This window comes from Brevundimonas sp. M1A4_2e (genome assembly GCF_053345555.1).
In genome coordinates, this window is sequence record NZ_JBKFAI010000003.1 from 258,859 (window position 1) to 284,920 (window position 26,062).

At 69.3% G+C, this 26,062-nt stretch carries 30 protein-coding genes and 1 tRNA gene; 16 read left to right on the forward strand and 15 right to left on the reverse strand.

Annotation, left to right across the window (positions count from 1 at the left end; genetic code table 11):
• Window positions 1-3: 3 nt before the first annotated feature.
• Window positions 4-1,164, reverse strand: a complete 1,161-nt coding sequence (locus ACLBV5_RS08190; protein WP_447605364.1) for a DegT/DnrJ/EryC1/StrS family aminotransferase — start codon at window positions 1,162-1,164, stop codon at window positions 4-6.
• A gap of 200 nt (window positions 1,165-1,364) precedes the next feature.
• Between ACLBV5_RS08190 and ACLBV5_RS08195 the strand changes: the two genes are divergently transcribed.
• The 3 genes from ACLBV5_RS08195 to ACLBV5_RS08205 all read left to right on the forward strand — a co-directional run bounded on the left by ACLBV5_RS08195 (window position 1,365) and on the right by ACLBV5_RS08205 (window position 3,946).
• Complete coding sequence (locus ACLBV5_RS08195; protein ID WP_447605365.1) at window positions 1,365-2,474, forward strand: AGE family epimerase/isomerase; 1,110 nt, start codon at window positions 1,365-1,367, stop codon at window positions 2,472-2,474.
• 8 nt (window positions 2,475-2,482) lie between these two features.
• Window positions 2,483-2,989 carry a D-glycero-alpha-D-manno-heptose-1,7-bisphosphate 7-phosphatase gene (locus tag ACLBV5_RS08200; RefSeq protein ID WP_447605366.1) on the forward strand — a complete coding sequence of 169 codons (507 nt, stop codon included), beginning with the start codon at window positions 2,483-2,485 and terminating at the stop codon, window positions 2,987-2,989.
• Between the two features lie 63 nt (window positions 2,990-3,052).
• Complete coding sequence (locus ACLBV5_RS08205; RefSeq protein ID WP_447605367.1) at window positions 3,053-3,946, forward strand: alpha/beta fold hydrolase; 894 nt, start codon at window positions 3,053-3,055, stop codon at window positions 3,944-3,946.
• A gap of 199 nt (window positions 3,947-4,145) precedes the next feature.
• Here the strand turns inward: ACLBV5_RS08205 and ACLBV5_RS08210 are convergent, their stop codons facing one another.
• The 3 genes from ACLBV5_RS08210 to ACLBV5_RS08220 form a co-directional block, all read right to left on the reverse strand.
• Complete coding sequence (locus tag ACLBV5_RS08210; protein ID WP_025976383.1) at window positions 4,146-4,370, reverse strand: alkylphosphonate utilization protein; 225 nt, start codon at window positions 4,368-4,370, stop codon at window positions 4,146-4,148.
• 62 nt (window positions 4,371-4,432) lie between these two features.
• Entirely contained in the window at window positions 4,433-5,038 is a 606-nt protein-coding gene (locus tag ACLBV5_RS08215) for a DUF4168 domain-containing protein (protein ID WP_447605368.1), read from the reverse strand.
• 157 nt (window positions 5,039-5,195) lie between these two features.
• Complete coding sequence (locus tag ACLBV5_RS08220; RefSeq protein WP_447605369.1) at window positions 5,196-7,241, reverse strand: NAD(+) synthase; 2,046 nt, start codon at window positions 7,239-7,241, stop codon at window positions 5,196-5,198.
• A gap of 192 nt (window positions 7,242-7,433) precedes the next feature.
• Between ACLBV5_RS08220 and ftsY the strand changes: the two genes are divergently transcribed.
• The 3 genes from ftsY (at window position 7,434) to ACLBV5_RS08235 (ending at window position 10,020) form a co-directional block, all read left to right on the forward strand.
• On the forward strand, window positions 7,434-8,369 hold the full coding sequence (gene ftsY, locus ACLBV5_RS08225) for a signal recognition particle-docking protein FtsY (protein ID WP_025976386.1): 936 nt from the start codon (window positions 7,434-7,436) through the stop codon (window positions 8,367-8,369).
• 3 nt (window positions 8,370-8,372) lie between these two features.
• Complete coding sequence (locus tag ACLBV5_RS08230; RefSeq protein WP_447605370.1) at window positions 8,373-9,017, forward strand: inner membrane-spanning protein YciB; 645 nt, start codon at window positions 8,373-8,375, stop codon at window positions 9,015-9,017.
• A 346-nt stretch (window positions 9,018-9,363) separates the two neighbouring features.
• Window positions 9,364-10,020, forward strand: coding sequence for a MarR family transcriptional regulator (locus tag ACLBV5_RS08235; RefSeq protein WP_312448490.1), 657 nt, complete (start codon window positions 9,364-9,366; stop codon window positions 10,018-10,020).
• Between the two features lie 60 nt (window positions 10,021-10,080).
• Here ACLBV5_RS08235 and ACLBV5_RS08240 read toward each other — a convergent pair whose 3' ends face one another.
• The 5 genes from ACLBV5_RS08240 to ACLBV5_RS08260 form a co-directional block, all read right to left on the reverse strand.
• A complete protein-coding gene (locus tag ACLBV5_RS08240) occupies window positions 10,081-10,311 on the reverse strand; it encodes a hypothetical protein (protein ID WP_025976389.1) in 231 nt (76 codons plus the stop codon).
• A gap of 69 nt (window positions 10,312-10,380) precedes the next feature.
• Window positions 10,381-10,944 carry a DsbE family thiol:disulfide interchange protein gene (locus tag ACLBV5_RS08245; protein ID WP_134581923.1) on the reverse strand — a complete coding sequence of 188 codons (564 nt, stop codon included), beginning with the start codon at window positions 10,942-10,944 and terminating at the stop codon, window positions 10,381-10,383.
• Complete coding sequence (gene ccmD / locus ACLBV5_RS08250) at window positions 10,941-11,093, reverse strand: heme exporter protein CcmD (protein ID WP_003166605.1); 153 nt, start codon at window positions 11,091-11,093, stop codon at window positions 10,941-10,943. Before ccmD ends, ACLBV5_RS08245 begins: the two co-directional genes overlap by 4 nt.
• 12 nt (window positions 11,094-11,105) lie before the next feature.
• On the reverse strand, window positions 11,106-11,825 hold the full coding sequence (ccmC, locus tag ACLBV5_RS08255; protein ID WP_227157266.1) for a heme ABC transporter permease CcmC: 720 nt from the start codon (window positions 11,823-11,825) through the stop codon (window positions 11,106-11,108).
• A gap of 142 nt (window positions 11,826-11,967) precedes the next feature.
• The gene (locus tag ACLBV5_RS08260; RefSeq protein ID WP_447605477.1) at window positions 11,968-13,002 is read right to left on the reverse strand and encodes an adenosine kinase; all 1,035 of its coding nucleotides are present in this window, start codon (window positions 13,000-13,002) and stop codon (window positions 11,968-11,970) included.
• Window positions 13,003-13,151: 149 nt separating this feature from the next.
• On the opposite strand from ACLBV5_RS08260, the gene ACLBV5_RS08265 reads away from it, so the two are divergent.
• Entirely contained in the window at window positions 13,152-14,042 is an 891-nt protein-coding gene (locus ACLBV5_RS08265; protein WP_447605371.1) for an ATP-grasp domain-containing protein, read from the forward strand.
• A gap of 2 nt (window positions 14,043-14,044) precedes the next feature.
• On the opposite strand, the gene nth is transcribed toward ACLBV5_RS08265, so the two are convergent.
• On the reverse strand, window positions 14,045-14,809 hold the full coding sequence (nth, locus tag ACLBV5_RS08270) for an endonuclease III (protein WP_447605372.1): 765 nt from the start codon (window positions 14,807-14,809) through the stop codon (window positions 14,045-14,047).
• Window positions 14,810-14,946: 137 nt separating this feature from the next.
• Here nth and ACLBV5_RS08275 point away from each other — a divergent pair, with 137 nt between their 5' ends.
• The 6 genes from ACLBV5_RS08275 (at window position 14,947) to ACLBV5_RS08300 (ending at window position 19,814) form a co-directional block, all read left to right on the forward strand.
• A complete protein-coding gene (locus ACLBV5_RS08275) occupies window positions 14,947-16,038 on the forward strand; it encodes an HlyD family secretion protein (RefSeq protein WP_447605373.1) in 1,092 nt (363 codons plus the stop codon).
• Window positions 16,035-17,615: a DHA2 family efflux MFS transporter permease subunit gene (locus tag ACLBV5_RS08280; RefSeq protein ID WP_447605374.1), complete on the forward strand. Its 1,581-nt coding sequence runs from the start codon at window positions 16,035-16,037 to the stop codon at window positions 17,613-17,615. The genes ACLBV5_RS08275 and ACLBV5_RS08280 overlap by 4 nt, the downstream gene beginning before the upstream one ends.
• Entirely contained in the window at window positions 17,615-18,214 is a 600-nt protein-coding gene (locus ACLBV5_RS08285; RefSeq protein ID WP_447605375.1) for a TetR/AcrR family transcriptional regulator, read from the forward strand. The genes ACLBV5_RS08280 and ACLBV5_RS08285 overlap by 1 nt, the downstream gene beginning before the upstream one ends.
• 85 nt (window positions 18,215-18,299) lie before the next feature.
• Window positions 18,300-19,079, forward strand: coding sequence for a creatininase family protein (locus ACLBV5_RS08290; protein ID WP_227157273.1), 780 nt, complete (start codon window positions 18,300-18,302; stop codon window positions 19,077-19,079).
• A 20-nt stretch (window positions 19,080-19,099) separates the two neighbouring features.
• On the forward strand, window positions 19,100-19,573 hold the full coding sequence (locus ACLBV5_RS08295) for a phasin family protein (RefSeq protein ID WP_447605376.1): 474 nt from the start codon (window positions 19,100-19,102) through the stop codon (window positions 19,571-19,573).
• 82 nt (window positions 19,574-19,655) lie between these two features.
• Window positions 19,656-19,814 (forward strand): hypothetical protein, encoded by a 159-nt coding sequence (locus tag ACLBV5_RS08300; RefSeq protein ID WP_447605377.1) that lies wholly within the window; start codon window positions 19,656-19,658, stop codon window positions 19,812-19,814.
• 7 nt (window positions 19,815-19,821) lie between these two features.
• On the opposite strand, the gene ACLBV5_RS08305 is transcribed toward ACLBV5_RS08300, so the two are convergent.
• From ACLBV5_RS08305 to tsaD, 3 genes are read right to left on the reverse strand one after another with little or no spacing between them, the layout of a single operon-like run.
• The gene (locus tag ACLBV5_RS08305; RefSeq protein ID WP_447605378.1) at window positions 19,822-20,211 is read right to left on the reverse strand and encodes a Rieske (2Fe-2S) protein; all 390 of its coding nucleotides are present in this window, start codon (window positions 20,209-20,211) and stop codon (window positions 19,822-19,824) included.
• Window positions 20,211-21,209: an NAD(P)H-dependent glycerol-3-phosphate dehydrogenase gene (locus tag ACLBV5_RS08310; RefSeq protein WP_025976401.1), complete on the reverse strand. Its 999-nt coding sequence runs from the start codon at window positions 21,207-21,209 to the stop codon at window positions 20,211-20,213. Before ACLBV5_RS08310 ends, ACLBV5_RS08305 begins: the two co-directional genes overlap by 1 nt.
• 42 nt (window positions 21,210-21,251) lie before the next feature.
• Window positions 21,252-22,403 carry a tRNA (adenosine(37)-N6)-threonylcarbamoyltransferase complex transferase subunit TsaD gene (gene tsaD / locus ACLBV5_RS08315; RefSeq protein WP_447605379.1) on the reverse strand — a complete coding sequence of 384 codons (1,152 nt, stop codon included), beginning with the start codon at window positions 22,401-22,403 and terminating at the stop codon, window positions 21,252-21,254.
• A 47-nt stretch (window positions 22,404-22,450) separates the two neighbouring features.
• Between tsaD and hemC the strand changes: the two genes are divergently transcribed.
• The 3 genes from hemC (at window position 22,451) to ACLBV5_RS08330 (ending at window position 24,233) form a co-directional block, all read left to right on the forward strand.
• Window positions 22,451-23,410, forward strand: coding sequence for a hydroxymethylbilane synthase (hemC, locus tag ACLBV5_RS08320; protein WP_447605380.1), 960 nt, complete (start codon window positions 22,451-22,453; stop codon window positions 23,408-23,410).
• A 4-nt stretch (window positions 23,411-23,414) separates the two neighbouring features.
• Window positions 23,415-24,110, forward strand: a complete 696-nt coding sequence (locus tag ACLBV5_RS08325; protein ID WP_447605381.1) for a uroporphyrinogen-III synthase — start codon at window positions 23,415-23,417, stop codon at window positions 24,108-24,110.
• A 47-nt stretch (window positions 24,111-24,157) separates the two neighbouring features.
• Window positions 24,158-24,233: transfer RNA gene (locus ACLBV5_RS08330), tRNA-Thr, on the forward strand.
• Window positions 24,234-24,288: 55 nt separating this feature from the next.
• On the opposite strand, the gene ACLBV5_RS08335 is transcribed toward ACLBV5_RS08330, so the two are convergent.
• Window positions 24,289-24,513, reverse strand: coding sequence for an oxidoreductase (locus ACLBV5_RS08335; RefSeq protein ID WP_303682576.1), 225 nt, complete (start codon window positions 24,511-24,513; stop codon window positions 24,289-24,291).
• A gap of 108 nt (window positions 24,514-24,621) precedes the next feature.
• Window positions 24,622-25,884 carry a Glu/Leu/Phe/Val family dehydrogenase gene (locus ACLBV5_RS08340; RefSeq protein WP_447605382.1) on the reverse strand — a complete coding sequence of 421 codons (1,263 nt, stop codon included), beginning with the start codon at window positions 25,882-25,884 and terminating at the stop codon, window positions 24,622-24,624.
• Window positions 25,885-26,062: the final 178 nt, after the last annotated feature.

The following is a 26,062-nucleotide window of genomic DNA, read 5'->3' on the forward strand; positions in this document are numbered from 1 at the left end:
GGATCAGGCCTTGAAGCTGGCGACGGCGGCGATGATGCGGTCCTGCGTCTGTGCGTCGAGGTCCGAGTGCATCGGCAGGCTGATCACCACATCCTTCAGCCGCTCGGTGACGGGCAGGCCCCCGGCGCCGCACGGGAAATGCTCATAGGCGGGCTGCAGGTGCAGCGGGATCGGATAATAGACCGCCGTCGGCACGCCCTGATCCTTCAGGTGCGCGGCCAGGGCGTCGCGGTCCGGGTGCTCGATCGTGTACTGCGCCCAGTTGGAGACATTGCCCGCCGGGACGTCCGGAACCTTGGCGACGTGGGCGCGCAGGCCCTCGTTGTAGCGGGCGGCGGCGGCGTTGCGCCACTCGATCTCCTGGCCGAAGACCTTCAGCTTCTCGATCAGGACGGCGGCCTGGATGGTGTCCAGGCGGCTGTTCAGGCCGATGCGCATGTTCAGATATTTGGGGTCGTGGTCGAAGGTCCGGTCCTTCAGGTCGACGCCGACCGCCTTGCCGTGGACGCGGATGGAATCCATCAGCTGGGCCAGGTCGTCGTCATTCGTCAGCACCGCCCCGCCGTCGCCGTAGCAGCCCAGCGGCTTGGCCGGGAAGAAGCTGGTGGTGGTCACGTCGGCCCATTTCAGCGGGTGCGCGCCGTCGATCGTGCAGCCGAATCCCTGGGCCGAGTCCGAGATCAACTTCAGATCATATTTGTCGCAGATCGCCTTGATGGCCGGATAGTCGGCCGGCTGGCCGAACAGGTCGACGGCGATGACCACGCGCGGCGTCAGGCGGCCCTCGGCCTTGATGCCCTCGATGGCGCGCTCCAGCGCGGCCGGGTCCATGTTGTAGGTGTTCTCGTCCACGTCGACGAAGACCGGCTCGGCGTCGAACCAGGGCACGACCTCGGCGGTGGCGGCGAAGGTGAAGCTGGGGACAAAGACCGCATCGCCGCGCCCGATCCCCCAAGCCATCAGCGGCAGGGCCAGGGCGTCGGTGCCGTTGGCGCAGCCCAGGGCGTGCTTGGCCTTGCCAAAGGCGGCCAGGTCGGCCTCGAACTGGCGCACCTGCGGGCCCATGACCCAGGCGCCGCCGACCACGGCCTCCTGGACGGCGGCCTCGATCTTGCCGCCGAGGCGAAGGCGCTGGGCCTGAAGGTCGATGAAGGGGATGGTCATTGCGATGTCGCTCTCTCGATAGGGCCGGCGCGGCGGGGGATCGTCTTCCGGGGCGCGGACGCGAAGGCGGGTCGTCTGTGTCAGGCTGCGTCCTACCAAAGCGGCGGGGTGCTGAACAAACCCTCCGGGGTCACTTCGCGTTGCGCGATGCAACGAAAGGGCCGCTTGGCAAAGACATGGGCGCCGCCTAAGCCGGGATCATGCGCTTCGATCCCGCCGCCAAGGAACAGGTTCGCGACTGGCTGTTCGGCCAGGCCCTGCCGCTGTGGGCGCGAGCCGGGGTCGACGCCGACGGGCGCTTCTATGAGAAGCTGGATTTCAGCGGGCGGGCCGTCACCGGCGTTCCGCGGCGCACACGGGTTCAGGCGCGCCAGATCCATGTCTTCACCGAGGCGTCGGCGCTGGGCTGGAGCGAGGGCGAGGCCATCGCCCGCGCCGGACTGGACGCCCTGATCGACGGCGGCCGGCGCGACGACGGCCTGTGGGTGCGCGCCACGGACGATGCGGGCGCGCTCATCGACGCCACGCCGGACCTGTATGACCTGGCCTTCGTGCTGTTCGCCCTGGCCGGGGCGCATCGTGTGCTGAAGGATGGGCGGGCGCGGCCTCTGGCGCTGGAGATCCTGACCGCCATAACGGCCCAGATGGCCGACCGGGAACACGGCGGCTGGCAGGAGGCGCTGCCGCCCGTCCTACCGCGCCGCCAGAACCCGCACATGCACATGCTGGAGGCCCTGTTGGCCTGGCAGGCGACGGCGCCCGATCCCGCATTCGAGACAGCGGCGCGGTCTGTGCTGGACCTGTTCAACCGCCGCTTCTTCGATCGCGAGCATCTGATGCTGGGCGAGTTCTATGAGCGCGACTGGAGCATCCGCCCCGGGTCCGAAGGCCAGTGCATCGAGCCCGGCCATCACATGGAATGGGTCTGGCTGCTGGACCGGGCGGCGCGCCTCGGCCTGCCGGATCACAGCGCAGCGGCGCGCGCGCTTTACACCAGCGCCCTGACCTGCGGGGTTCGCGCCGATGGCCTGGCCGTGCGCGAGATCGATCGGATCGGACGGGTCCGCGACGGCGGCGTGCGCCTGTGGGCCCAGACCGAACTGCTGCGGGCCCTGCATCTGCGCGGCGATCACGACCGAGCGGCCCGTCTGGTCGACCGCCTGTTCGATACGCACCTGGCGACGCCGGTTCCAGGCCTGTGGTTCGACGCCTTCGACGCCAACGGCCGGTCGCACGATGCGTCTGTGCCCGCCTCGACCTTCTACCATCTGATGACAGCCTTTTCGGCCCTGCTGACGGAGCCATCATGAGCCGACCCATGAAACATCCAGGCGCCTTTCTGGATCGCGACGGCGTGCTGATCGTCGACAGCGGCTATCCGCACCGGCCCGACCAACTGGTGCTGATCCCCGGCGCCGCCGAGGCGGTGAAGCGGCTGAACGACGCGGGCTATGTCACCGTCATCGTCACCAACCAGTCGGGCGTGGCGCGCGGCATGTTCAGCGAAGAGGCCATGCATGAGTTCAACCGCCAGCTGATCCAGCGGCTCGCCGAGGGCGGCGGGCGCATCGACGCCGTCTACGCCTGTCCCTTTCACTCCGAGGCGGCGGATGAGCGCTATCGCCACCCGGACCACCCCGACCGCAAACCCAATCCGGGCATGTTGCTGAGGGCTGCGGCCGACCATGATCTGGACCTGTCCCGCTCGCTGATGATCGGCGACCAGCCGTCGGACATGGAGGCGGCGCGGCGCGCGGGCGTGGCGGGCCATCGCTTTACCGAGGGCGACCTGGATCAATTCGTGCGCGATCTGCTGCCCGGCTGATCGCTATTCCGCATTCGATGAATTAACGTCGTCCGCCGTAGATTGACTGTTCGGAGACGCCCCATGCCGATGACCACCCCGTTGGCCGACCGCTATGTCGAGCGCCGCTGGACTTCGCCGGACGGCCTCAGCCTCTACGCCCGCGACTACGCCCCGGCCGAGGGTCCGGCCCGCCTGCCGGTCATCGCCATCCACGGCCTGACGCGCAACAGCGCCGATTTCGGCGTCATCGCCGGGCTGATCGCGCACAGCGGGCGCCGCGTCCTGGCCGTCGACGTGCGTGGGCGCGGCCGGTCGGACCGGGCGCCCGACCCCATGACCTACACGCCGGACGTCTACGCCAAGGACGTCGTCGCCCTGATGGAGCAGACGGGGATCGAGAAGGCGGTCTTCCTCGGCACCTCGATGGGCGGGCTGATCACCATGGCGCTGACGGCGCTGAAGCCCAAAGCCATCGCCGCCGCCATCCTGAACGACGTCGGCCCCGAAGTCGCCGCCGAGGGCCTGGCCCGCATCGCCGCCTATACCGGCCAGCCGGTCGTGATCGACAGCTGGGACGACGCTGCAGCCTACGCCCGACGCATCAATGAGGCGGTCTTTCCCGATTATACGGATGCGGATTGGGCCGCCTTCTCGCGCCGCGTCTTCCGCGAGGGGACCGAAGGCGCGCCGGTGCTGGACTACGATCCCGACATCGCAGCGCCGTTCAAGGCGGCCGGGTCCAAGGCCCTGGTCCCCAACCTGTGGCCATCGTTCCGGGCTCTGGCGCGCAAAAAGCCGACCCTGCTGGTGCGCGGCGGAACCTCGGACCTGCTCAGCCCCGCCATCGTCGATAAGATGAAGAAGGCCGCGCCCAGCCTCGCCTACGCCGAGATCCCCGGCGTGGGCCACGCCCCCATGCTGGACGAACCCGAGGCGCGGGCGGCCATCTTCGAGTTTCTGGCGGGGGTGGGCTGATCCTGCCTTCCGTCAGCCGGGACCGCCCGAGGCGCTGCCGCCAGCTGTTGAAACTCCGGGCTCCCGGCGGTCCCGGATAGCCCTGCGGGCTTCCGGGACGACGGGGTCACGAGCTCTCGGGCCTCAAGTAGCGCAAAGCGCGATAGGCCCGCTTAACAACGAGCCTCAAGTAGCGCGAATGCGCGGTAGGCCTCTTAAATCAAGCCTTCTTGACGAACTCCGTGCGCAGGACCAGGCCGCGCACCTTTTCGACGTTGGCTTCGATTTCATCGGGATCGCCGGTCAGGCGGATGTTCTTGACCATCGTGCCGCGCTTCAGCGTCACCCCGCCCGAGCCCTTGACCTTCAGATCCTTGATCAGGGTCACGCTGTCGCCGTCGGACAGGATGTTGCCGTTGGAGTCCTTGGTGACGTCGTCGCTCATGATCAGTCCTGCCTGCAATAGAGAGAAGGCCGCCGCTTCCGCGACGGCCCGTCCCCTATGGCCTATTCGCCCTGCCGCGCCTGGGCAAGGGCGATGCGCGCCTGAAGCTGCTCATCCTGAGCCGTGGCGGCGGAAATGGTGTTGAAGCGCTCGATCTCGAGGCCCGAGTTCTGGATGGCCGCCGCCATCTGCGCCTGCTGCTCCTCATTGGGCTGGGCGCCGTTCAGGGCGCGGGCGATGCCAGAGATTTCAGCCATGGCGGCGGCGAACTGACTGATTTCGGCGTCCGTCACGCCAGCGCCCACCGAGCCGGGCGCGGACGGAGCGGCGCCAGCCACGGCGGCGCGCGCCTGCAGGACCGGATCCGCCGAGACGGCGGCCGAGATGGCGTTGAAGCGCTCGACGGCCAGGCCCGAGTTCTGCACGGCGGCGGCCATCTGGGCTTGTTGCTCCTCGGTGGGCGTTCCGTTCTGGACGGAGGCGGCCACGCTCGAGACCGTCTTCATGGCGGCGGCGAACTGGGCCAGTTCGGCGTCGGTGGGCTCGCCGGCCGGGGCAGGCGCGGCGGCGGGCGCCGGTTCAGCGCCGTCCTGCGCCAGAGCGGGCGCGGCGGTCAGAAACAGGGCGGCCAGAATGGCGGTCGGGGCGGCGGCCGTTGCAAAACGCATGGCGTATCCTTCTCCAGTCCCGAACGCTCAGCCCCTAGGCTGACCCGGACAGGTCCGGGCTCTCCCGCACGACCGGGCTATGTCAGTCTCACAGAGGGCGGGGAGGTCGAAACGCTAACCTGCGTGATGCAGGCGGGTAAACCCCGAAACGGCGCTTTCAACCCTCAGGCGTATTGGCGTCCAGTTCGTCCAGCCACACCCGCGCTGAGGAATCCGACGGCGCGCGCCAGTCGCCACGGGGCGACAGCGACCCGCCGGTGACCACCTTCGGCCCGTTCGGCACGGCCGAGCGCTTGAACTGGCTGGTCTGGAAGAAGCGGACCAGGAACTTGCGCAGCCAGCCCTTGATGGTCGGCAGGTCATAGGCGACCCGCTCGCCCTGCGGCAGGCCGACCGGCCAGCGTCCCGTCGCCGCGTCGCCCCAGGCCTGATGCGCCAGGAAGGCGACCTTAGACGGCTTGAAGCCGAAGCGGCTGATGTAGAACAAGAAGAAGTCGTTCAGCGCGTAGGGACCGACGATGCTCTGCGTCGACTGGATCGCCCCGTCGGCGCCCGCTGGCACCAGCTCGGGCGAGATCTCGGTAGCCAGAATGGCGTGCAGGGTCGGCGTCGCGGCCTCGCCCACCAGACCGCGCTCGGCCACCCAACGGATCAGGTGCTGGATCAGGGTCTTCGCCACCCCGCCGTTGACGTTGTAGTGGCTCATGTGGTCGCCGACGCCATAGGTGCACCACCCCAGCGCCAGTTCCGACAGGTCGCCGGTGCCCAGAACGAAGCCGTGGTTCTGATTGGCCAGCCGGAACAGATAGTCGGTGCGCAGGCCCGCCTGCACGTTCTCAAAGGTGATGTCGTGCACCGGCTCGCCGTTCGAGAAGGCATGGCCGATGTCGCGCAGCATCTGTTCGGCGGCGGGCCGGATGTCGATCTCGGCGCCCGTTACGCCCAGCGCCGTCATCAACTTCCAGGCGTTGGACTTGGTCCCCTCGGACGTGGCGAAACCGGGCATGGTGAAGGCCAGAATGCCCGTGCGCGGCAGCTCCAGCCGGTCAAAGGCGCGACAGGCGACCAGCAGGGCCTGGGTCGAATCCAGCCCGCCCGAGACGCCGATCACCAAGGTCTTGGACCCCGTCGCCGTCATCCGCCGCATCAGCCCCTGGACCTGGATGTTGAAGGCCTCGAAGCAGTCCTGATCCAGCCGCGCCCCATCGTCCGGGACGAAGGGGAAGCGGTCCAGCGGGCGGATCAGGGCGTCGGCCGGCCCCTCCCCCGCCTCGAACGGAACCACCGTCGCGGCCTCGCCCTCGATCCGGGCGCAGTCGGCGAAGGTGCCGTTGCGTAAGCGGTCCAGACCGATGCGGTCCACGTCCACGTCGGCGATCGTCAGATGGCTATGCATCGCGAACCGCTCGCCCTCGGCCAGCCGCGCGCCCAGCTCGTGAATGGTCGCCTGACCGTCCCACGCCAGATCGGTGGTGCTTTCACCCCAGCCCGAGGCGGCGAAGACATAGGCCGACAGGGTGCGCGCCGACTGGCTGGCGCACAGCAGGGCGCGCTCGTCGGCCTTGCCGATGACGATGTTGGAGGCCGACAGGTTGCACAGGATGCGCGCGCCTGCGAGCGCCGCCCGCGTCGACGGCGGCAGCGGCGCCCAGAAGTCCTCGCAGACCTCGACGGCGAAGACGAAGCCCGGCCGGTTGGTCGCCTCAAAGATCAGGCCCGGGGCGAAGTCGACACGCTCGCCATTGAGGACGATGGCGTCCTCGCTGCGGCTGGCGGCGGGCGCGAACCAGCGCTTCTCATAGTATTCGCGATAGTTGGGCAGATAGGTCTTCGGCACCACGCCCAGCACCTCGCCCCCGCCCAGCACGACGGCGCAGTTGAACAGGGCGTCGCCGTTGCGGATCGGCGCGCCGATGACGGCGATCACGCCCGCCTCGTCCGCGACCGCCGCCAGACGGGCGATCTGGCGGTCGACCTCTTCCAGCAGGGCCGCCTGCAGGTGCAGGTCGTCGATGGCGTAGGCGCTCAGCGACAGTTCGGGGAAGACCAGCAGGTCCACGCCCTTCTCGCCCGCCTGACGGATCAGCCGTTCATGCTCCTCGGCGTTGGCGGCCGGGTCGGCGATGTGAACCACCGGGGTGGCGGCGGCGACGCGCACGAAGCCGTGGCTGCGCGGGGCGTGGAAGGAACTGTTCGAGGCCATCAATCCATCCGCTCATCCCGGCGGACGCCGGGATCCAGTGAGAGCCGCGAGGCGCGGCGCCCGATCTCTAAGACCGTTCGATCAATATAGGGTTGCGGCCCGAAGCCAAAGCACTGGGTCCCGGCGTCCGCCGGGATGAGCGGCAGCGGGAAGTTCGTGACCTGCGAACCGCCGTCGGCTAAGGCTCACCTCATGAGCGATACGCCCAAAAAAGGCTGGTTTCAGCGGCTGAGCGCGGGTCTGTCCCGATCCTCCAAGCAGATGACCGATCAGGTCGTCTCGACCTTCGTCAAGGAGCCTCTATCTGAAGAGGCGCTGGAGCGGCTGGAGGAACATCTGATCGAGAGCGATCTGGGTCCGGCCGCCTCGGCCCGCATCGTCGAACGCTTCCGCGCCCTGCGGTTCGGCAAGACCTCTGACGAGCGCGAGGTCAAGGAAGCCTTGGCCGAGGCCGTGGCGGCCGAACTGACGCCGCGTCAGGCGACGTTCGATCCCCTTAGCGGGCCCAAGCCCTATGTGGTCCTGTTCGTCGGCGTGAACGGCTCGGGCAAGACGACGACCCTGGGCAAGATCGCCTCGGACCTGACAGGCAAGGGCGCCAAGGTGATGATCGTCGCCGGCGACACCTTCCGCGCCGCCGCCCGCGAGCAGCTGAAGGTCTGGGCCGACCGCGCGGGCGCTCATTTCGAAAGCCGCCGCGACGGCGCCGACGCCGCCGGTCTGGCCTTCGACGCATACGCCAAGGCCAAGGCGGAAGGCTTCGACGTCGTCCTGATCGACACGGCCGGGCGGCTGCAGAACAAGTCCACTCTGATGGACGAACTACTCAAAATCGTGCGCGTGCTGAAGAAGGTCGATGCGGACGCCCCGCACGAAACCCTGCTGGTGCTGGACGCCACCGTCGGCCGCAACGCGCTGGAGCAGGAAAAGATTTTCGGCCGCACCGCCTATGTCTCGGGCGTGGTGATGACCAAGCTGGACGGCACCGCGCGCGGCGGCGTCCTGGTGCCGGTGGCCCAGGCCTCCGACGCCCCGATCAAGCTGATCGGCGTCGGCGAAGGGGTCGAGGACCTGCAACCTTTCGACGCCCGCGCGTTTTCCCGATCGCTGGTCGGGCTTGAGGACTGATCCATGACTGAAGCGACCCAGAGCAAACGTCCGCAATGGATCCGGCAGGCCGTCGACTTCGGCGCCCTGGTCGCCTTCATGGCCGCCTATTTCATCACCCGCGACATGATCAAGGCGACGTGGGTGCTGGTCATCGCCTCGATGATCGCCCTGGCCGTCGGCTTCGTGCTGGAGCGGCGCCTGGCGCCCATGCCCCTGATCACCGGCGGCTTCGCCCTGGTGTTCGGCGTGCTGACCATCGTCACCGACGACGACCTGTTCGTGAAGCTGAAGCTGACGGTGCAGAACGGCCTGCTGGCCGCCGTCCTGCTCGGCTCGCTGCCGCTGAAGAAATACCCGTTCAAAGCCCTGCTGGGCTCGGCCATCAAGGTGACCGACGAGGCGTGGCGCAAACTGACCTTCCGCTACGGCCTCTACTTCCTGGCCGTCGCCATCGCCAATGAAGTGTTCCGCAGCCCGACCGCCGTCACCGCCCTCTGGTCGGCGCTCAACCTGGGGACGCCCGATCCCAACGGCGTCTGGACCGCCTTCCGCGGCGTGCTGTGGATCGCGGCCTCGATTTTCGGCCTGTCGCAGGTGCCGCTGATCCTGAAGAACATGACCAAGGACGAGGAACCGGGCCCCGTCTCGCCCGACACCGGCCTTTAGGGTTGGGTCTCACTTCTTCCCGTCATCCTCGGGCTTGACCCGAGGATCGGATTATCCGCCTGCGCGACGTCGGAACGCAAAAGAGCGCCGCTACGCTCGATCCTCGGGTCCAGCCCGAGGATGACGGAGTGAGTGAGCTCTTCACGCCCCCATTTCCGGGCTTCAAGCAAGGCGAAGCCCGATAGGCCCGCCAACAAAGGCCTCAAGCCGCGCGAAGCGCGGTAGGCCCCAGAATAAATGTCTTCAAACCGTCAGCGTTTGCGTCGTCAAAGCGTTAAGCCAGACTGTTAGCTGTCGCAGCATCATCCGGCCACGGCCGGTATCGGGCTGTTCGGGAACGAAGACGATGATCAAGTCGGGCAAGCAGGCGAAGATCAAGGGCGGGCTGGCGGAATCGCCGAGCCACCTGATTCACCGGGCGCTGCAGCTGGCGCTGGACATCTACGCCGAGGAAGCCGGGCCGGACGGGTTGACCCAGCGCCAGTTCGCCGTGCTGGAGGCCGTGGCCGCCCGCTCGGGCCTGACGCAGACCGACCTGGTCAAGGCGACCGGGATCGACCGCTCGACCCTGGCGGATCTGGTGGCGCGCATGACGACCAAGGGCCTGCTGGAGCGCGAACGCTCGACGCTGGATGCGCGCGCCAAGGCCGTTCGCCTGTCGCCTGAGGGCGAGGCCGCCCTCATCGCCGCCCGCCCGCGCGTCGAGGCCGCCGACAAGCGGATCATGGGCCTGCTGCCTAAATCCAAGCGCGACAGTTTCCTGGACCTGCTTTGCAGCCTCTCCGACGCCGCCGACGCCGCCCCCGAACAAGTCCGCGCCGAGGTCAAGGCGGCGAAGAGAGCCGCCAAGGAAGCCAAGAAGGCGGAAAAGGCAGCGCGCAAAGGCGAAGACCGGGGCAGGAAGAAGAAGAAGGGCGCAACCGAAGCCGTTTCAGATCAACCGCAGACCGACGATGCAGCCGATGTCGTCGTGGTCCCGCTCAAGGGCGCCGCTGAGGGCTAAGTTCTTCCTTTCCGCTTATCCCGGCGTCCGCCGGGATGAGCGGCAAATTCTGACCGCCCCCTAAACCCGAATGTCGAGCAGGGAGCCGGGGCGTTGCAGCCGCGATGTCGGCGCCGCCTGTTCGACCGGCGCAGAAACCGCCGCAGCCGAACGCATCGTCTCCTCAGCCGCAACCGGCGCCGCCAGCCCCATGGCTTGGCGGAAGAAGGCCGACTGGGCCGTTCTCAGGGCGTGGGCCGCGCCGCCCGCCTGGGGCGGAAAGGCCGGCCGCTCGGACGAAATGGCGGACATGGGCTGAGGATGCCCGCGCTTCGTCTAGATATGGTTAATGCGCAATTCACCCTGTTTCGGGCGGTCGCCTCAACGCGCTGGAGTGTTCAGGGCGTCGGTCAGCGTCTTCAGATCGGCGTCGGTCAGGATCGGCCCCGAGGACTTGGCGACGATGGTCCCATAGGCGTCGACGGCGAAGCTCTCGGGCACGCCCGAGACGCCCAGGTCGAGCCCGGCCCGGCCCTCGCGGTCGACCAGCACCAGACGATAGGGGTCGCCCAGCTCGTCCAGGAAGGCGTCGGTGGCGACGGGGTCGTCCTTATAGGCCACGCCGACCACGGCGATCCCCTGCTCCTTCAGCTCCATCAGCTGCGGATGCTCCAGGCGGCACGGCGCGCACCAGCTGGCGAAGACGTTGACGATCATCGGCTTGCCCACGCCCGCCGTCTTCAGGTCCAGAAGGTCGTCGCTGGCCTTGCCGTCCGACAGGATGGGCAGGACCGTCGTCTCGGGGATGAGCTGACCGACCAGCGCGTCGGGACGATAGGTCGGCCCGGCGGCAGGGTCGCCCGCCATCCGGTCCATCTGCGTCATCAGAAAGACGCCCAGCGCGACCAGAACGACGATGGGCAGCAGGGCCAGCCAGCGCTTCATTTGCGCGCCGCCTCCAGCCGCGCCAGCTCCCGCTTCCAACGGCGGGCGGCGATCAGGGCGCGCGCTGACAGGGCGGCCAGCACCACGGCGCTGATCCCCCAAGCGGGCCAGACGAAGGCGCCGTAGGGGCTCATGTCCAGATCAAGCATGAGACAACTCCATCAGGCTTCCAGCGCCGCGCGGGCGCGAAGGGTCAGAACACGACGGCGACGGACCTCGGTGCGGATCGACGTCAGCCAGATCGCCCCGAACAGCACGGCGTAGGCCGCCATCATCGTCAGCAGGGCGGGCAGGAAGACCGGGTCCACGCTGGTCCCGCCGGAGCGCAGCAGCGACGCGGGCTGGTGCAGGGTGTTCCACCAGTCGACCGAGAACTTGACGATCGGCAGGTTGATCAGGCCGACCAGACCCAGCACCGCCGCCGCCCGCGCCGCCTTGGCCTCATCGTCGATCGAGGCGCGCAGGGCCATGTAGCCGAGGTAGAAGAGGAACAGCACCAGCACCGAGGTCAGGCGCGCGTCCCACACCCACCACGTCCCCCACATGGGCTGGCCCCACAGGGCGCCGGTGACCAGGGCCAGGGCGGTCAAGGCCGCACCCGGCACGGCGGCCGCCCGCGCCGCTGCATCGGCCAGCGGATGGCGGAACACCAGGGCGAAGAAGCTAGAGACACCCAGCGCTCCATAGGCCATCAGCCCCAGCGACGCCGCCGGGACGTGAATGAACATGATGCGCACCGTGTCGCCCTGCTGATAGTCGGCCGGCGCGGTGAAGCTGAACCAGGTCCCGAGCAGCAGCAGGCCGAGCGCCAGGGCCCACAGCACCGGAACCAGCGGGCCGGTGAAGCGCATGAAGCGGTCGGGATTGGCGAGGCCGAACATGGGCCGCCGATTACGCGGCCCAGCGCTCCACGGCAAGCGGGCGCAGCGTCCGACCCTTTGTCGCGGCGCTTCTTCTTACGCCGTCATCCTCGGGCTTGACCCGAGGATGACGGATAACAGTGACGCAGGGACGAGGCCCGACCTACAGGCCCAGCCCGTGCTGGGCCGCCAGGTCCTTGAGGGCGACCATGGGGCGCGGCCCCCAGTGGGCGATCACTTCTGACGCCGCCAGCGACCCCAGCGCCCCGGCCTCGGCCAGGCTGAGGCCGCGCGACAGGCCCAGCAGCACCCCGGCCGCGTACTGATCGCCGGCGCCGGTGGTGTCGACGACCTTCTCGACCGGATAGGCGGCGACCTCGACCCGCTCGTCGCGGCGGAACAGGACCGAACCGGCGGCGCCGCGCGTCACGGCCGCCACCTCGACGATGCGACCCAGGTGGGCGGCGGCGTGGTCGAAATCCTCGGTCTCGAACAGGGCGTGCAGCTCGGCCTCATTGGCCAGGACGATGTCGGCCGAGGTCTCGATGAAGGCCAGCAGTTCGGCGCGCCAGCGATGCACCACAAAGCTGTCCGACAGGGTGATGGCGACCTTGCGGCCGGCCGCATGGGCGGCGGCGGCGGCGGCCTCGAAGGCGGCGCGGGCCGGGGCCGGGTCGAACAGATAGCCTTCCAGATAGACGATGGCGCTGTCGCCGATCACGCCCGCGTCCACGTCCGCCGTGGTCAGCTGGTTGGCGGCCCCCAGGAAGGTGCACATGGTGCGCTGGCCGTCCGGCGTGACGTTGATCAGGCAGCGGCCGGTGCCGAAGCCCTGGCCCGCGCCGTCTTCCAGCACGGGAGTGTCGAAGTGGACGCCGACGGCGCGGATGTCGTGGCTGAAGACCTCGCCGAGCGTGTCCTTGGCCACCTTGCCGATATAGGCGGCGCGCCCGCCGAACGAGCCGACGCCCGCCACGGTGTTGCCCGCCGATCCGCCGGAGGCCTCGACCCCGGCGGCCATGGCGTCATACAGGGTCGCGCTCTGTTCCTCGTCGACCAGCTGCATCGAGCCGGGGACCAGGCCCTTGGCTTCCAGGAAGGCCGGTTCGCACGGCGCCAGGACGTCGACGATGGCGTTGCCCAGGGCGCAGACGTCGAAGCGGGCGTTTTGGGCGAAGGCGGGCAGGGATTGGGTCATCTTCGCCCCATAGCGGGCGAGGCCGCCGCGCGCCAGAGCGCCGGCCCCGCCGTCGTGCGAAAAGCGGCCCTTCACGCCGATCCGGCGGCGGCCTAAAGCCGATGGACCTGTTGCACACCGCCCTCGCCGGGCCTTGCGGAGCCGCGCCCATGACCGACGTCGCCGTCCTGACCCCCGACCCTGCCGACCCCACCTATTCGACCCTGTGGCCCGGCGTGCTGGACCGGCTGGGCGAGGCGCTGGCCACGGCGGGGATCACGGCGCGGCCGACGCCCTGGACCGATCACGTCGAGAACGCCCGCGCCCTGATGGACTTCCCCCTGGTCCTGCCGCTGCTGGTCTGGGGCTATCATCAGGGCCACGACCGCTGGGTCCAGGCCTGCACGACCTGGGCCGAGGCGGGCGCGCCCCTGGCCAATCCGGCGCAGACGCTGCGCTGGAACGCCGACAAGCGCTATCTGGCCCGTCTGGCCGAAAAGGGCGTCGCCGTACCTGAGACGATCTTCGCCGACCACGTCGACGCTGCGGTTCTGGAAGCCGCCTTCGCCGCCACGGGCGCCGAGACCCTGATCGTCAAGCCGACCGTCTCGGGCGGCGCCTGGCGCACCCTGCGGGTGACGGCGGGCGAGCCCTTGGACGCGGCCCTGGCCGACGCCCCCGTCGGCGGAACGATGATCCAGCCCTATCTCAAGGCCATCGAGACCGAGGGCGAGACCTCCCTGCTCTATTTCGGCGGCGAACTGAGCCACGTCGTAAACAAGCGCCCCGGCGCGGCGGGCGAGTTCCGCATCCAGACCCAGTACGGCGGACAATACCAGGCGCTGAAGGCCGCGCCCCAGGGCGCGCTCGATCTGGCCGAACGCACCCTGGCCGCCATCGACGAGGACCTGCTCTACGCCCGCATCGACATGACGAAGGGCGACGACGGCGACTGGGTGCTGATGGAGGCAGAACTCATCGAGCCGGACTTCTACCTGGCCGCCGCGCCTGAAGCTGGCGCCCGCTTCGGTCAGGCGGTGCGGGCGCGGCTGGAGCGCTAGGCCTACACGCCCATGAAGCTGGCCCGCGATGGGCATAGGTCGGAGATCACGCATCCCGCGCACTTCGGCCGCTGGGCCAGGCAGGTGTAGCGGCCGTGCAGGATCAGCCAGTGGTGCGCCTTGGGCAGCCAGGCCTCCGGCACCACCTGGTGCAGCTGGGCCTCGACCTTGTCCGGCGTCGCCGCGTTGGCCAGCCCCAGCCGGTGCGAGACGCGGAAGACGTGGGTGTCCACCGCGATGGCCGGCTCGATGCCCAGTTCGTTCAGCACCACGCTGGCGGTCTTGCGCCCGACGCCGGGCAGGGCCTGCAGGTCGGCGCGGTTCAGCGGGACCTCTCCGCCGTGCTTCTCGACCAGCATCCGCGCGGCGGCGATGACGTTCTTCGCCTTGGTGCGATACAGGCCGATCGACGAGATCAGCGGGATCAGCCCCTCCTCGCCCAGGGCCAGCATCTTCTGCGGCGTGTCGGCCACGGCGAACAAGGCGCGCGTGGCCTTGTTGACCCCCACGTCGGTCGCCTGGGCCGACAGGGCCACCGCCACCACCAGGGTGTAGGGATTGACGAATTCCAGCTCGGTTTTCGGATCGGGCATGACGCCGGAAAGGCGGACGAAGATCTCCTCCACCCGATCCTCATCCGGCGGCCAGCTGATAATGGCGCCGACGGGAGCCGTCTTCGGCTGGCGCGAGCGCTTGCCGGGCGGCGGGGTCAGGCCGGCCTTCTGAACGGCCTTCTTCTGGCGGGACGCGGATTTCAACGGAGCCATGCCCCCGCTTCGCCTCCCCGGCGCGCGGCGTCAACGTCGCCCGCGCGATACGCTGCGACAAAAAGGCGCGGTTCGGGGTTGTATTCTGGACGCGGCCGTCCATTTTACGCGCGAAATTCCAAGCGAGCTGTCTCTCCATGGCCCTCCCCGCCGCGCTCAAGAAGCGTCTGCCCCTGATCGTCGCCGGCGTCGTCGGCCTCGGCCTCATCGTCGGCGGCGTGGTCTGGTGGCAGGGCAAACAGCGCTGGGAAGCCACCGACAACGCCTTCGTCCAGGCGGACACCGTGGCCGTCAGCCCCCGCATCAACGGCGAGGTGGTCGAGGTCCTGGTCAAGGACAACCAGCGCGTCGAGGCCGGTCAGGTGCTGGTCCGGCTGGACGACGCCGACGCGCGCGCGGCCCTGGCCCAGGCCGAGGCCAATCTGGCGGCCCTGAGCGCCGCCGTGGCCAATGTCGACGCCCGCGCCGAGCAGGAACGGGCCACCGTGGCCGCCCGCGCCGCCGCCGTGACCCAGGCCGAGGCCCAAGCCAATCTCGCCCGCGCCGAGGTCGACCGCTACGGCAAGTTGGCCGCCCAGGGCTGGGTCTCGCAGCAGCGCATCGAGACCCAGCGCGCCACGGCCGAAACCGCCCGCGCCTCGGTCGCCCAAGCCCAGGCCGCCCTGACCGCCGAACAGCGCGCCGTCGCCGCCCTCGGTTCGTCCCGCCAGCAGAGCGTGGCCGCCGTGGAGCAGGCTCGCGCCCTGGTCGAACAGGCGAAGCTGACGCTTGAGCGCACGGTGATCCGCGCACCGGTGGCGGGCGTCGTCGGGGCGCGCGGCGTGCGCGTGGGTCAGGTCGTTCAGGCGGGCGGCCAGCTGATGTCTGTGGTGCCGCTGACGGACGCCTATGTGGTCGCCAACTTCAAGGAGACGCAGGTCGGGCGCATGCGCCTGGGCCAAGCGGTCGAGATCAAGGCTGACGCCTTCCCCGGCCGGTCGCTGCACGGCCGGATCGACAGCTTCGCCCCGGCCACCGGCTCCGAGTTCGCCCTGATCCCGGTCGAGAACGCCACCGGCAACTTCACCAAGATCACCCAGCGCGTCCCGGTCCGCATCGCGGTCGAGCACGACGACAAGGGTCAGCCGATCGTCCTGCGCCCCGGCCTGTCGGTCGAGGTCAAGGTCGATCTGAAGAGCCAGGGCGGCGCCGCCTTCGCCGAAGCCGCCAACCCGAGCCCCGCCCCGTGACCGACGCGGCCGCGTCATCGCCCCCAGCCGCCCAGCCCGAGATCAACTGGACGGTCCTGCTGCTCGGCTTCGCCGGCATGGTCATCGGCCAGTTCATGGCCATTCTGGACATACAGATCGTCGCCGCCTCCCTGCCGCAGATTCAGGCCGGGGTCGGCGCTTCGGCCGATGAGATCAGCTGGATTCAGACCGCCTATCTGATCCCCGAAGTCGTGATGATCCCCCTGTCGGGCTATCTGTCGCGGCTATGGGGCACGCGAAAGGTGTTCCTCGCGTCCTGCTTCGGCTTCCTGATCATGAGCGTCATGGTCGGCCTGTCGTCCTCCATCGAGATGATGATCGTCTTCCGCGCGCTGCAGGGGTTTGTCGGCGGGGCGATGATCCCGACCGTCTTCGCCGTGGCCTTCACCGCCTTCCCGCCCGAGCGGCGCGTGACCGCCAGCGTCATCATGGGGCTGATCGTGACGCTGGCGCCGACCGTCGGCCCGACGCTGGGGGGCCATCTGACGGAATGGCTCAGCTGGCGCTGGCTGTTCTTCATCAACGTCTTTCCCGGCGTGATCGTCCTGTTCCTGGTCGGGCGCTACGCCCATTTCGACAAGGGCGACCCCAGTCTGGCCAAGGGCTTCGACTGGTGGGGCCTGATGCTGATGGCGGCCTTTCTGATGGGTCTGCAGTTCGTGCTGGAGGAAGGCGCCAAGGAGGACTGGTTCGCCGACGACCGGATCCTGCTGCTCAGCGTCGTCGCCGCCGTCTGCGGCCCGGCCTTCATCTGGCGCTCGCTCAGCTATCGCAATCCGATCGTGGAGCTGCGCGCCTTCGGCAACCGCAACTTCGTCGTGGGGGTGTTGATGACCTTCATCGTCGGCGCGGCCCTGTTCGGCGGCACCTTCCTGCTGCCGCTGTTTCTGGGCCGGGTGCGCGGCTATTCGGCGGCCGAGGTAGGCACCACCATGGTGGTCTCGGGGCTGGCCATGTTCGCCGCCGGCCCCATCGCCGGGCGGCTGGTGCGCAGGGTCGATGCGCGCATCCTGATGTTCGTCGGCTTCATGCTGGCCGCCTGGGGCATGTGGGACGCCCGCGTCGTGACGGATGAGTGGAGCTTCTGGGAGTTCGCCGGCATTCAGGCCATGCGCGGCGCCGGGGTCATGCTGGCCATGATCGCCTCGCAGCAGGTGACGATGGCCACCCTGCCGCCGCATATGGTCAAGAACGCCTCGGGCCTGGTGAACCTGGCGCGCAACGTCGGCGGGGCCTTCGGCCTGGCCATCCTCAACACCTCCCTGACCCAGAACACCGCCCTGCACATGGCCGAGCTGACCAGCGCCATCGACCAGACCCATCAGGGGGTGCGCGACATGATCGCCGGCATGGCCGTGCGCTTTTCAGGCTCCATCGACCCGCAGGCCTCGGCGTTGAAGGCGGTCTATGGGATGTTGCAGAAACAGGCGACGACTCTGGCCTTCGGCGACGCCTTCGCCCTGCTGGCCATCGGCTGCGCCTGCGCGGGCTTCCTGACCCTGCTGTCCAAGCCCGCCAAACCCAACGCCGCCGCCGCTTCTTCGGATGTCCACTGATGCCCCGCGCCCGCGGCCAGATCGACGAGCAAAAGAGCCAGGCTATCCTTCAGGCCGCCGCCAGCCTGTTCGTCGAAAAGGGCGCCAAGGCCTCGATGAGCGAGATCGCCCGGCGCGCGGGCGTCTCGAAACAGACCCTCTACAACCGCTTCGCCTCCAAGACCGAGATCGGCCGGGCCCTGGCGGCCCAGCGCTCGGACGCCGTCACCGCCCCCCTGGCCTCGGGCGCCGAGCCCGAAGCGGTGCTGGCCGCCATCGCCGAGACCCTGATCAGCAAGATCTGCACAGGCGGCAAGGGCGCCGCCCTGCGCGGCGTGGCCCTGGTCTCGCCCGAGGCGCCCGAACTGGCGCGCGCCATCTATGACGCCGGTCCGGGCGAGAGCGTCCGGCGCATCGCCGCCTGGCTGAAGGTCCAGGACGAGGCGCGCCGCCTGAGCGTCCCCGACCCCCTGGCCGCCGCCGAGATGTTCACTGGCATGGCCCTGGGCCACGGCCATCTGCGCTCGGTGCTGGGGCTGCCGCATCCCGACATCGCCGACCTGCCCGCCCGGGCGCGCGACGTCGCCCGCCGCTTCGTCCGCGCCTTCGCGCCGGAATAGGCGACCGCCCCTGATTGGCCCTGACGGCGGATCAGCGTAAAGCCGCCCGTAATCCCGTTCATTCCGCCCGCCGGAGCCGTTTCCCATGCTGATCCACCTGTCGTCCTGGCCTGAAATCGACGAGCGCCTGAAGTCCGGCGCCCTGCTGTCCAAGACGGTGATCGTGCCGATCGGCTCGAACGAACAGCACGGGCCGACCGGCCTTCTGGGCACCGACTGGCTGTGCCCCGAAATCATCGCCCACGCCGCCGAGAAGGGCGACGACAGCCTGGTGGTCACCCCGACCTTCAACATCGGCATGGCCCAGCACCACCTGGCCTTCCCCGGCACCATCACCCTGCGCCCGTCGACCTTTATGGCGGCGATCGCCGACTGGGTGTCGTCGCTGACGCGTCACGGCTTCGAGCGCATCTATTTCCTGAACGGCCACGGCGGCAACGTCGCCACCATCGAGGCGGCCTTCGCCGAGATCTACGCCGACTGGTCCTTCACGCCCGAGCCCTGGGCCGAGCGCCCGCCCTTCGTGCTGAAGCTGCGCAACTGGTGGGACCTGCCGGGCGTGCAGAAGCTGTGCGAGGACATCTTCCCGACGGGCCACGGCAGCCACGCCACCCCGTCGGAGATCGCCGTGACCCAGGCGGGCTATCCCGAGCGGATCAAGACCGCCGACTATGAGCCGAAGATCGCCCCCTTCGGCCCGATCCGCGACGCCAACGACTATCGCGCACGCTTCCCCGACGGCCGCATCGGCTCGGACCCGGCCCAGGCGACCCCGGAAAAGGGCCAGCGCATCATCGACGCCGCCGTCCCGGCCCTGATCCGCGATCTGACGGAGTTCGCACAGGAAGTCTTGCCGGTCGCCTGAAACAGGCTCAGGGTCGCTGCATGACCCCCATGCAGAAGACCGCCCGCAACGCCCTGCGCAACGCCCAGGCCGGTCAGGAACTGGCCCAAGCCTCGGCCGCCGTGATCACGCGACGGCTGGGGATCATGGGCGAGGCCATGGCCGATCCGCTGCGCGCCGACCACGCCGAGCTGGGCCGCATGGGCGCCGAGAAGGTCGAGGCCATGGCGGCCTCGGCCGGGGCGGCCTATGCTGGGGCGATGGATCTGGCCGAACGGGCGGGCCGCGCAGCCGCGCGCGAAGGGGCCGAGGCCGCCGACTGCCTGGCCAGACTGGCGCGCGCCGACACCCCCTTCGCCTTCGCCGCCGCCCAGGGCGACTGGGCGATGGGCGCCTGGAGCCGGGCGATGAGCGACGGCTGGGCCTTCTACGGCGCCGCGCTGAAGGCGCAGGGACAAGCCCTGGCGCCGGTCCACGCCAAGGCCACCGCCAATGCGCGGCGCCTGAAACGCTAGTCGTCTTCAGGCTCGCGCCGGCGTGATGGAACGCCCTGCGGCATCCGCGGATTGCCTTTGCATCGCGGCAAAGGAGATCACTATGGCCGAGAAAGACCCCAAGGACCCTCACCCCGGCATGATGGGCGACGGCACCGAAGAACAGGACCTCAACCAGCCGGGCGATCCGTCCAAGCGGATCACCGAGGAAGAGGTCGATGACGCCTTCACCAAGGACCCCAAGCTGGTGCCGAAGGAATAGGCCGCGCTTACGCCGTCCGAATAACCCCGTCCCGCGCCGCGACCGGCCAGGGCGTCAGCTTGCCGCCTGCGCAGGGGCCGGCGACGCAGGCCCCTGACAGCGGCTCGAACGCCGCTCCGTGCCAACCGCACAGGATCAGCGACCCGTCCGGCGTCAGATAGCGGTCCAGCTCCACCGCGATGGGAAAACCCGCGTGGGGGCAGCGATCCACCCAGCCCGCTACCTGGCCGTCCTTCTTCACCACGAAGCCGTGGAAGAAGGCCTCGCCGATCTGCAGCACGAACCCGCGCGAGCCGGGGTCGGCGATGTCGGCCTCCAGACACAGGGCCACGTTCGGCGGGGTCTTCCAGACCCGCTTGCGCTCCTGCGTTTCGACCTCGGGAACCTCTTGCGCCACTATTCGCGCTCGGGCTTCAGCGGGCGGCTCATAAGGCTCTCGATGGCCTGATCCACGGTCATCTCGCCGGCCAGCACCGCCGCCGTCGCCTCGCAGATGGGCGTATCGACGCCCAGCTTGCGGGTCAGCTCGCGCACGGCGGGCGCGCTCTCATAGCCCTCGGCTACCGAGCGTTTGCCGGCCAGCGCCTGCTCGACGCTCAAACCCTGTCCCAGCGCCAGGCCCAGGCTCATGTTGCGCGATTGCGGGCTGGAGCAGGTCAGCACCAGATCGCCGACGCCACACAGCCCCGCCACGGTCTCGGCCTTGCCGCCCAGGGCCGTGGCCACGCGGACGATCTCGGCATAGCCGCGGGTGATGACGGCGGCGTGGGCGCTGCGGCCCAGTTCGCGGCCCTCGACGATGCCGCAGGCGATGGCCAGGACGTTCTTCAGCGCTCCGCCCGTCTCGGCCCCGATCAGGTCATCGGCGAAATAGGGACGGAAGACCGGGCCCGACAGGGCGCCCGCCAGGGCCTCGGCCATCTCCAGGTCGGCGCAGGCCAGGGTCACGGCGCTGGGCAGGCCGCGCGCCACTTCGGCGGCGAAGCTCGGCCCCGACAGCACGGCGGCGGTCGCCGACGGGATCGTCTCGGCCAGCACGTCGGTCATCAGCTTCAACGAGCCGCGCTCAATGCCCTTGGAGCACAGGATGATCGGCAGACCCGGCCGGGCGTAAGGCGCAAACGCCGTCAGCGTCGCCCGCATGTGCTGAGCCGGCGGCACGGCCAGAATCAGATCGCAGTCGGCCAGATCCGCCAGATCCGAGGTGACGTTGATGGCCGAATCCAGTTCGACCCCCGGCAGGAAGGCGTCGTTCATCCGGCGCGCGCGGATGCTCTCGATCACCTCAGGCTCGCGCGCCTGCAGGATGACGGCCAGACCCGCCGCCGCCGCGCTCTGCGCCAGGGCCGTGCCCCAGGCGCCGCCGCCAATTACGCCTGCAGTATGAAATTCCATATCTTCTCCGGTCCCCCGACCCCCGCAGGGCTTCAGGCCGCTTTAAGCCTTGGCGCCCTTGCGGCCCGTTTTCTTGTGAACAGGATCGACGCTCGCGCGCGTCTCGTCCAGTGGCCATCGTGGCCGAGCCGCGACATCGATGTCCGACGTCAGCCCTTTTTCCAGCCGCTCGGCCCCCGCCAGGGCGATCATCGCCGCATTGTCGGTGCAATAGGCCATCGGCGGCGCCAGGAAGGCGAAGCCGTGCTTCGTCGCCAGATCCTCCAGAGTCCGCCGGATCGTCTTGTTCGCCGCCACGCCGCCCGCCACGACAAACAGGCGATGTTCGTGCGCCTCGGCGTAAGCCTTCATCGCCCGCTCGGAGCGCTCGGCCAGTTGGCGCGCGATCGCCTTCTGCACCGCATCGGCCAGATCCGCCCGGTCCTGATCCGTCTCGCAGGTCTGGGCCAGACGAGACGCCGCCGTCTTCAGCCCCGAGAAGGAGAAGTCGCAGTCCTTGCGCCCCAGCAACGCCCTCGGCAGCTCGAACCGCGAGCCGTCGCCGCCGTTCTCTCGACTCTGGGCCGCCAGCTTCTCCAGCGCCGGCCCGCCCGGATAACCTAGCCCCAGGGCCTTGGCGATCTTGTCGAAGGCCTCGCCGGCCGCGTCGTCGATGGTGGTGCCCAGCCGGCTCATGTCGCCGATGCCGCGCACCTCCAGCAGTTGGCAGTGCCCGCCCGAGACGAGCAGCAGCAGGAAGGGATAGGTCGTCTCCGCGCCCAGTCGCGCCGACACCGCATGACCTTCCAGATGGTTGACCGCGATCAGCGGCAAGCCCCGCGCCAGCGCCGCCGCCTTGCCGTAGGACAAGCCGACCATGACCCCGCCGACCAGGCCCGGCCCCGCCGTCGCCGCCACCCCGTCCAGCCCGCTCCAGTCCAGCCCGGCCTCGCTCATGGCCCGGCGCGTCACGCCGTCGATCATCTCCACATGGCTGCGGGCGGCGATTTCCGGCACCACCCCGCCATAGGCCGCATGGTCGTCGATCTGGCTGTGAATGACGCTGGACAGCACCTGGGCGCCCGCCGCCGACAGACGCACAACCGAAGCGGCGGTCTCGTCGCAGCTGGTCTCCAGACCCAGCACGGTCAAACCGTCCCGCTCCGGTCCGGTTGCCCCGTCCGCCGCCCTGCTATAGTCCGCGTCCATTGTCATCGGGCGGAGTTAGCGGCCCGCCCCCCCTTTCGCAACGGCGTCTCGACGTGACTCAACCTCTCCTGCGCATCGGCACCCGGCGTTCGCGCCTGGCTCTGGCCCAATCCGGCATGATGCAGCGCGCCATCGGCCGAGCCCTGGGCGTGCCCGAGGCTGAGATCGAAACCCTTGTCCCCCTGGTCGAGATCGTCACCACCGGCGACCGCATCCAGGACCGCCGCCTGCTGGAAGTCGGGGGTAAGGCCCTGTTCACCAAGGAGATCGAGGAGGCCCTGCTGGACGGCCGCGTCGACGTCGCCGTCCACTCGATGAAGGACGTTCCGGCCGAACAGCCCCCCGGCCTGGCCATCGCCGCCGTGCCCGAGCGCGAAGACCCCCGCGACGCCTTCATCAGCGAGCATTACGCGACCTTCGCCGACCTGCCGCAGGGCGCCCGCTTCGGCACCGCTTCGCTACGTCGACAGGCTCAGGCCCTGGCCCTGCGGCCCGACCTGAACATCGAGATGCTGCGCGGCAACGTGGACACCCGGCTGAAGCGTCTGCGCGACGGCGACTTCGACGCCATCCTGCTGGCCTGTTCGGGCCTTAATCGCCTGGGCCTGGGCGAAGTCATCCGCCAGCGCCTGCCGCTGGACGCCTTCCTGCCCGCGCCGGGCCAGGGCGCCCTGGCCCTGCAGACGCGCGAGGACGACGTGAACGCCGCCTGGACCCGCGCCCTCAACGACGCGCCCACGGCCCTCTGCGTCGCCGCCGAGCGCGGGGCCATGACCGCGCTGGAAGGCTCCTGCCGCACCGCCATCGGCGCCTACGCCCACATCGCGGAAGGCCGCCTGCATCTCAGCACCGAAATGCTCAGCCCCGACGGGTCGGGCCGCTGGACGCGCTCGGGCGAGATCGCCGCCCCTGCCGACCTGACCCAAGCCGACCTTTCCGCCGCCCGCGCCCTCGGTCTCGATCTCGGCGGCCAGGTCCAGGCCGTGGCCGGCGATCAAAAGATCGCGCTCTAGAGCCGTGACGCCGATCCGCCGCGTCTGGGTCACGCGCGCCGAGCCGGGCGCCGCCCGCACGGCGGACCGGCTGACGGCGCTGGGCTTCGAGCCCGTGGTCGTTCCGCTCCTGACGCTCGCCCCCCTACCCGGCGCGCTGAACGCCGCTCCGGAGCCTGACGCCGTCGCCGTCCTCGCCCTGACCAGCCCCAACGGCGTCGAGGCCTTCGCTCCCCTGATCCCGCGCTTTCGCGGCCACCCCGTGTTCGCCGTCGGCGACGCCACCGCGGAAGCCGCCCGCGCCGCAGGCTTCGCCGACGTGCGCTCCGCCGCCGGCGACATTCACGCCCTGGCCCGCCTGATCGCCGCCGAAGCCCCGCCCGGCCCGCTGCTAGCGCCTGGCGCACGCGAGCCGGCCGGCGACCTGCCCGCCCTGCTGCCCGACCGCCCGGTCCAGCGCCTACCCGTCTACGCCGCCTTCGAGACGCATGCGCCCGCGCCCGGCGCCTTCGACGCGGTCATGCTGCATTCCCCGCGCGCCGCCCGCGCCTTGGCGACCGACCTGCCCCGCGCCGCCTCATCCGGCCGCCTGGCCGTCTGCATTTCCGACGCAGCCGCCGCGCCCCTGCGCCCATTCGATTTCACGCAGATCCGCATCGCCGCAGCGCCCGATGGACCGTCGATGCTATCGGCTCTTGGCAAGCCCGCCGCGCCCGTATAAAGAGCCCTCCTCGCTCGCTCGCGCCTCCATACGCGGACGACGCCGGGGCCGCTTTAGCTCAGCTGGTAGAGCACCTCATTCGTAATGAGGGGGTCAGGTGTTCGAGTCACCTAAGCGGCACCACTCTCCATTCACCGCTATGCAACCGCCTTGACGCCTTGCGGCGGCCGTTTGGCCTTCACGCCGCCAGGGCGCGGATGGGGCTAGTAGGGACGAGGTCGCTGGGCGCGAAGCTGCGGATCTCGTGATTGCCGCGATACAGGTCTATGCGCTCCAGACGCGGCCAGTCGCGCGCGACTTCATTGACGCCATGCACGGCCTCGATCTCCGTGGCGCCGGACAGGACGCACAGCTCCGGCGTGATCGCCTCGGGCGTGTGGATCAGACAGTAGAAGACGTCCATCGGCGCACTCCCAACCTTCACTCGCCGTCCCTTGCCGAAGACTGATGACAGGGAAGCGGTTGGAAGTGCGACGCTTTGGAGAAACCGAAACCTGCGGCTGAAGGCCCCCTAGCTGGTGAAGAATTGCTGGGTGCCGTGCGCCTCGATCGCGCCCGCCAGACGGCCCAGGGCGTGGATGTAGGCCGCGGTGCGCAAGGTGACCTGTTTGTCCTCGGCGATGGACCACACGGCGTCGCCCTCGGTCTCGATGATGGTCTTGAGGCGCGACTGCACCTCGTCCAGCGTCCAGTAGTAGCCTTGGCGGTTCTGGACCCATTCAAAATAGGACACCGTCACCCCGCCCGCATTGGCCAGGATGTCCGGCAGGACGATGACGCCCTTTTCGGCCAGGATGCGGTCGCCCTCGGGCGTGATCGGGCCGTTGGCCAGCTCCAGCACGACCTTGGCCTGAACCGAGGCGGCGTTGCCGTCGTGGATCATGTCCTCCATCGCCGAGGGGGCCAGGACGTCGCATTCGACAGCGATCAGTTCATCCGGCGAAATGACCTTGCCGCCGTGTTCAGCCTGAACCACCGACTGGCCAGCCGCCTTGGCCGCCAACAGGGCGTCCAGGTCGAGGCCGGAGGCCGCCTGAACGGCGCCGCCCGAGTCCGACACGGCGACGATCTTGGCGCCGATGCTGCGGAACAGGCGCGCCGCGTGCTGGCCCGCATTACCGAAGCCCTGAACCGCCACGCGCAGGCCTTCGGTCGGCAGCCCCAGCCGCTCGGTCAGGTGGCAGGTGAGGTAGAAGCCGCCGCGCGCCGTGGCGTCCTCGCGCCCCACCGAACCGCCCAGGGCGATCGGCTTGCCGGTGATGACGGCGGGCGCCGCCTGACCCTGGATGGACGCGTATTCATCGGCCATCCAGCCCATGATCATGGCGTCGGTGTAGACGTCGGGGGCCGGAATGTCGCGGTCGGGGCCGATGATGCCGGCGAAGGCCTGGACATAGGCGCGCGACAGCCGCTCCAGCTCGGCCTTGGACAGGCTCTTGGGATCGACCTGCACCGCCCCCTTGCCGCCGCCGTAGGGCAGGTTGGTCACGGCGCACTTCACCGTCATCCAGAAGGCCAGGGTCTCGACCTCCTCCGCCGTGGAGGCCGGGTGAAAGCGGATGCCGCCCTTGGTGGGGCCGCGCGTGTCGTCATAGCGACAGCGCCAGGCGAGGAAGGATTTGCGCGACCCGTCGTCCATGCGGATCAACAGTCGGACCTTCATCGTCTCGCGCGGATATTTCAGCTTCTCCAGCACATCGCTATCGATCTGCACGTGGCGCGCCGCCTCGTCGAGACGGGTCAGGGCCGCGTCTAGGATGTTTGGATTCGGCATGTTTGTTCCAAATCTATAGGCATAAGCTCGCCCCCATCGTAGAAACGAGCCAGTTTTCTGACCAAGAAAGGATTTTGCTGCCACATCGAATGTTGCAGCGCAATAGTTCGCGTGCGTCTGCGAGACGCGTCACGCCCGGAAAAAGGCGGCGGGGGCCGCCTGGTCGTCAGGACAGATG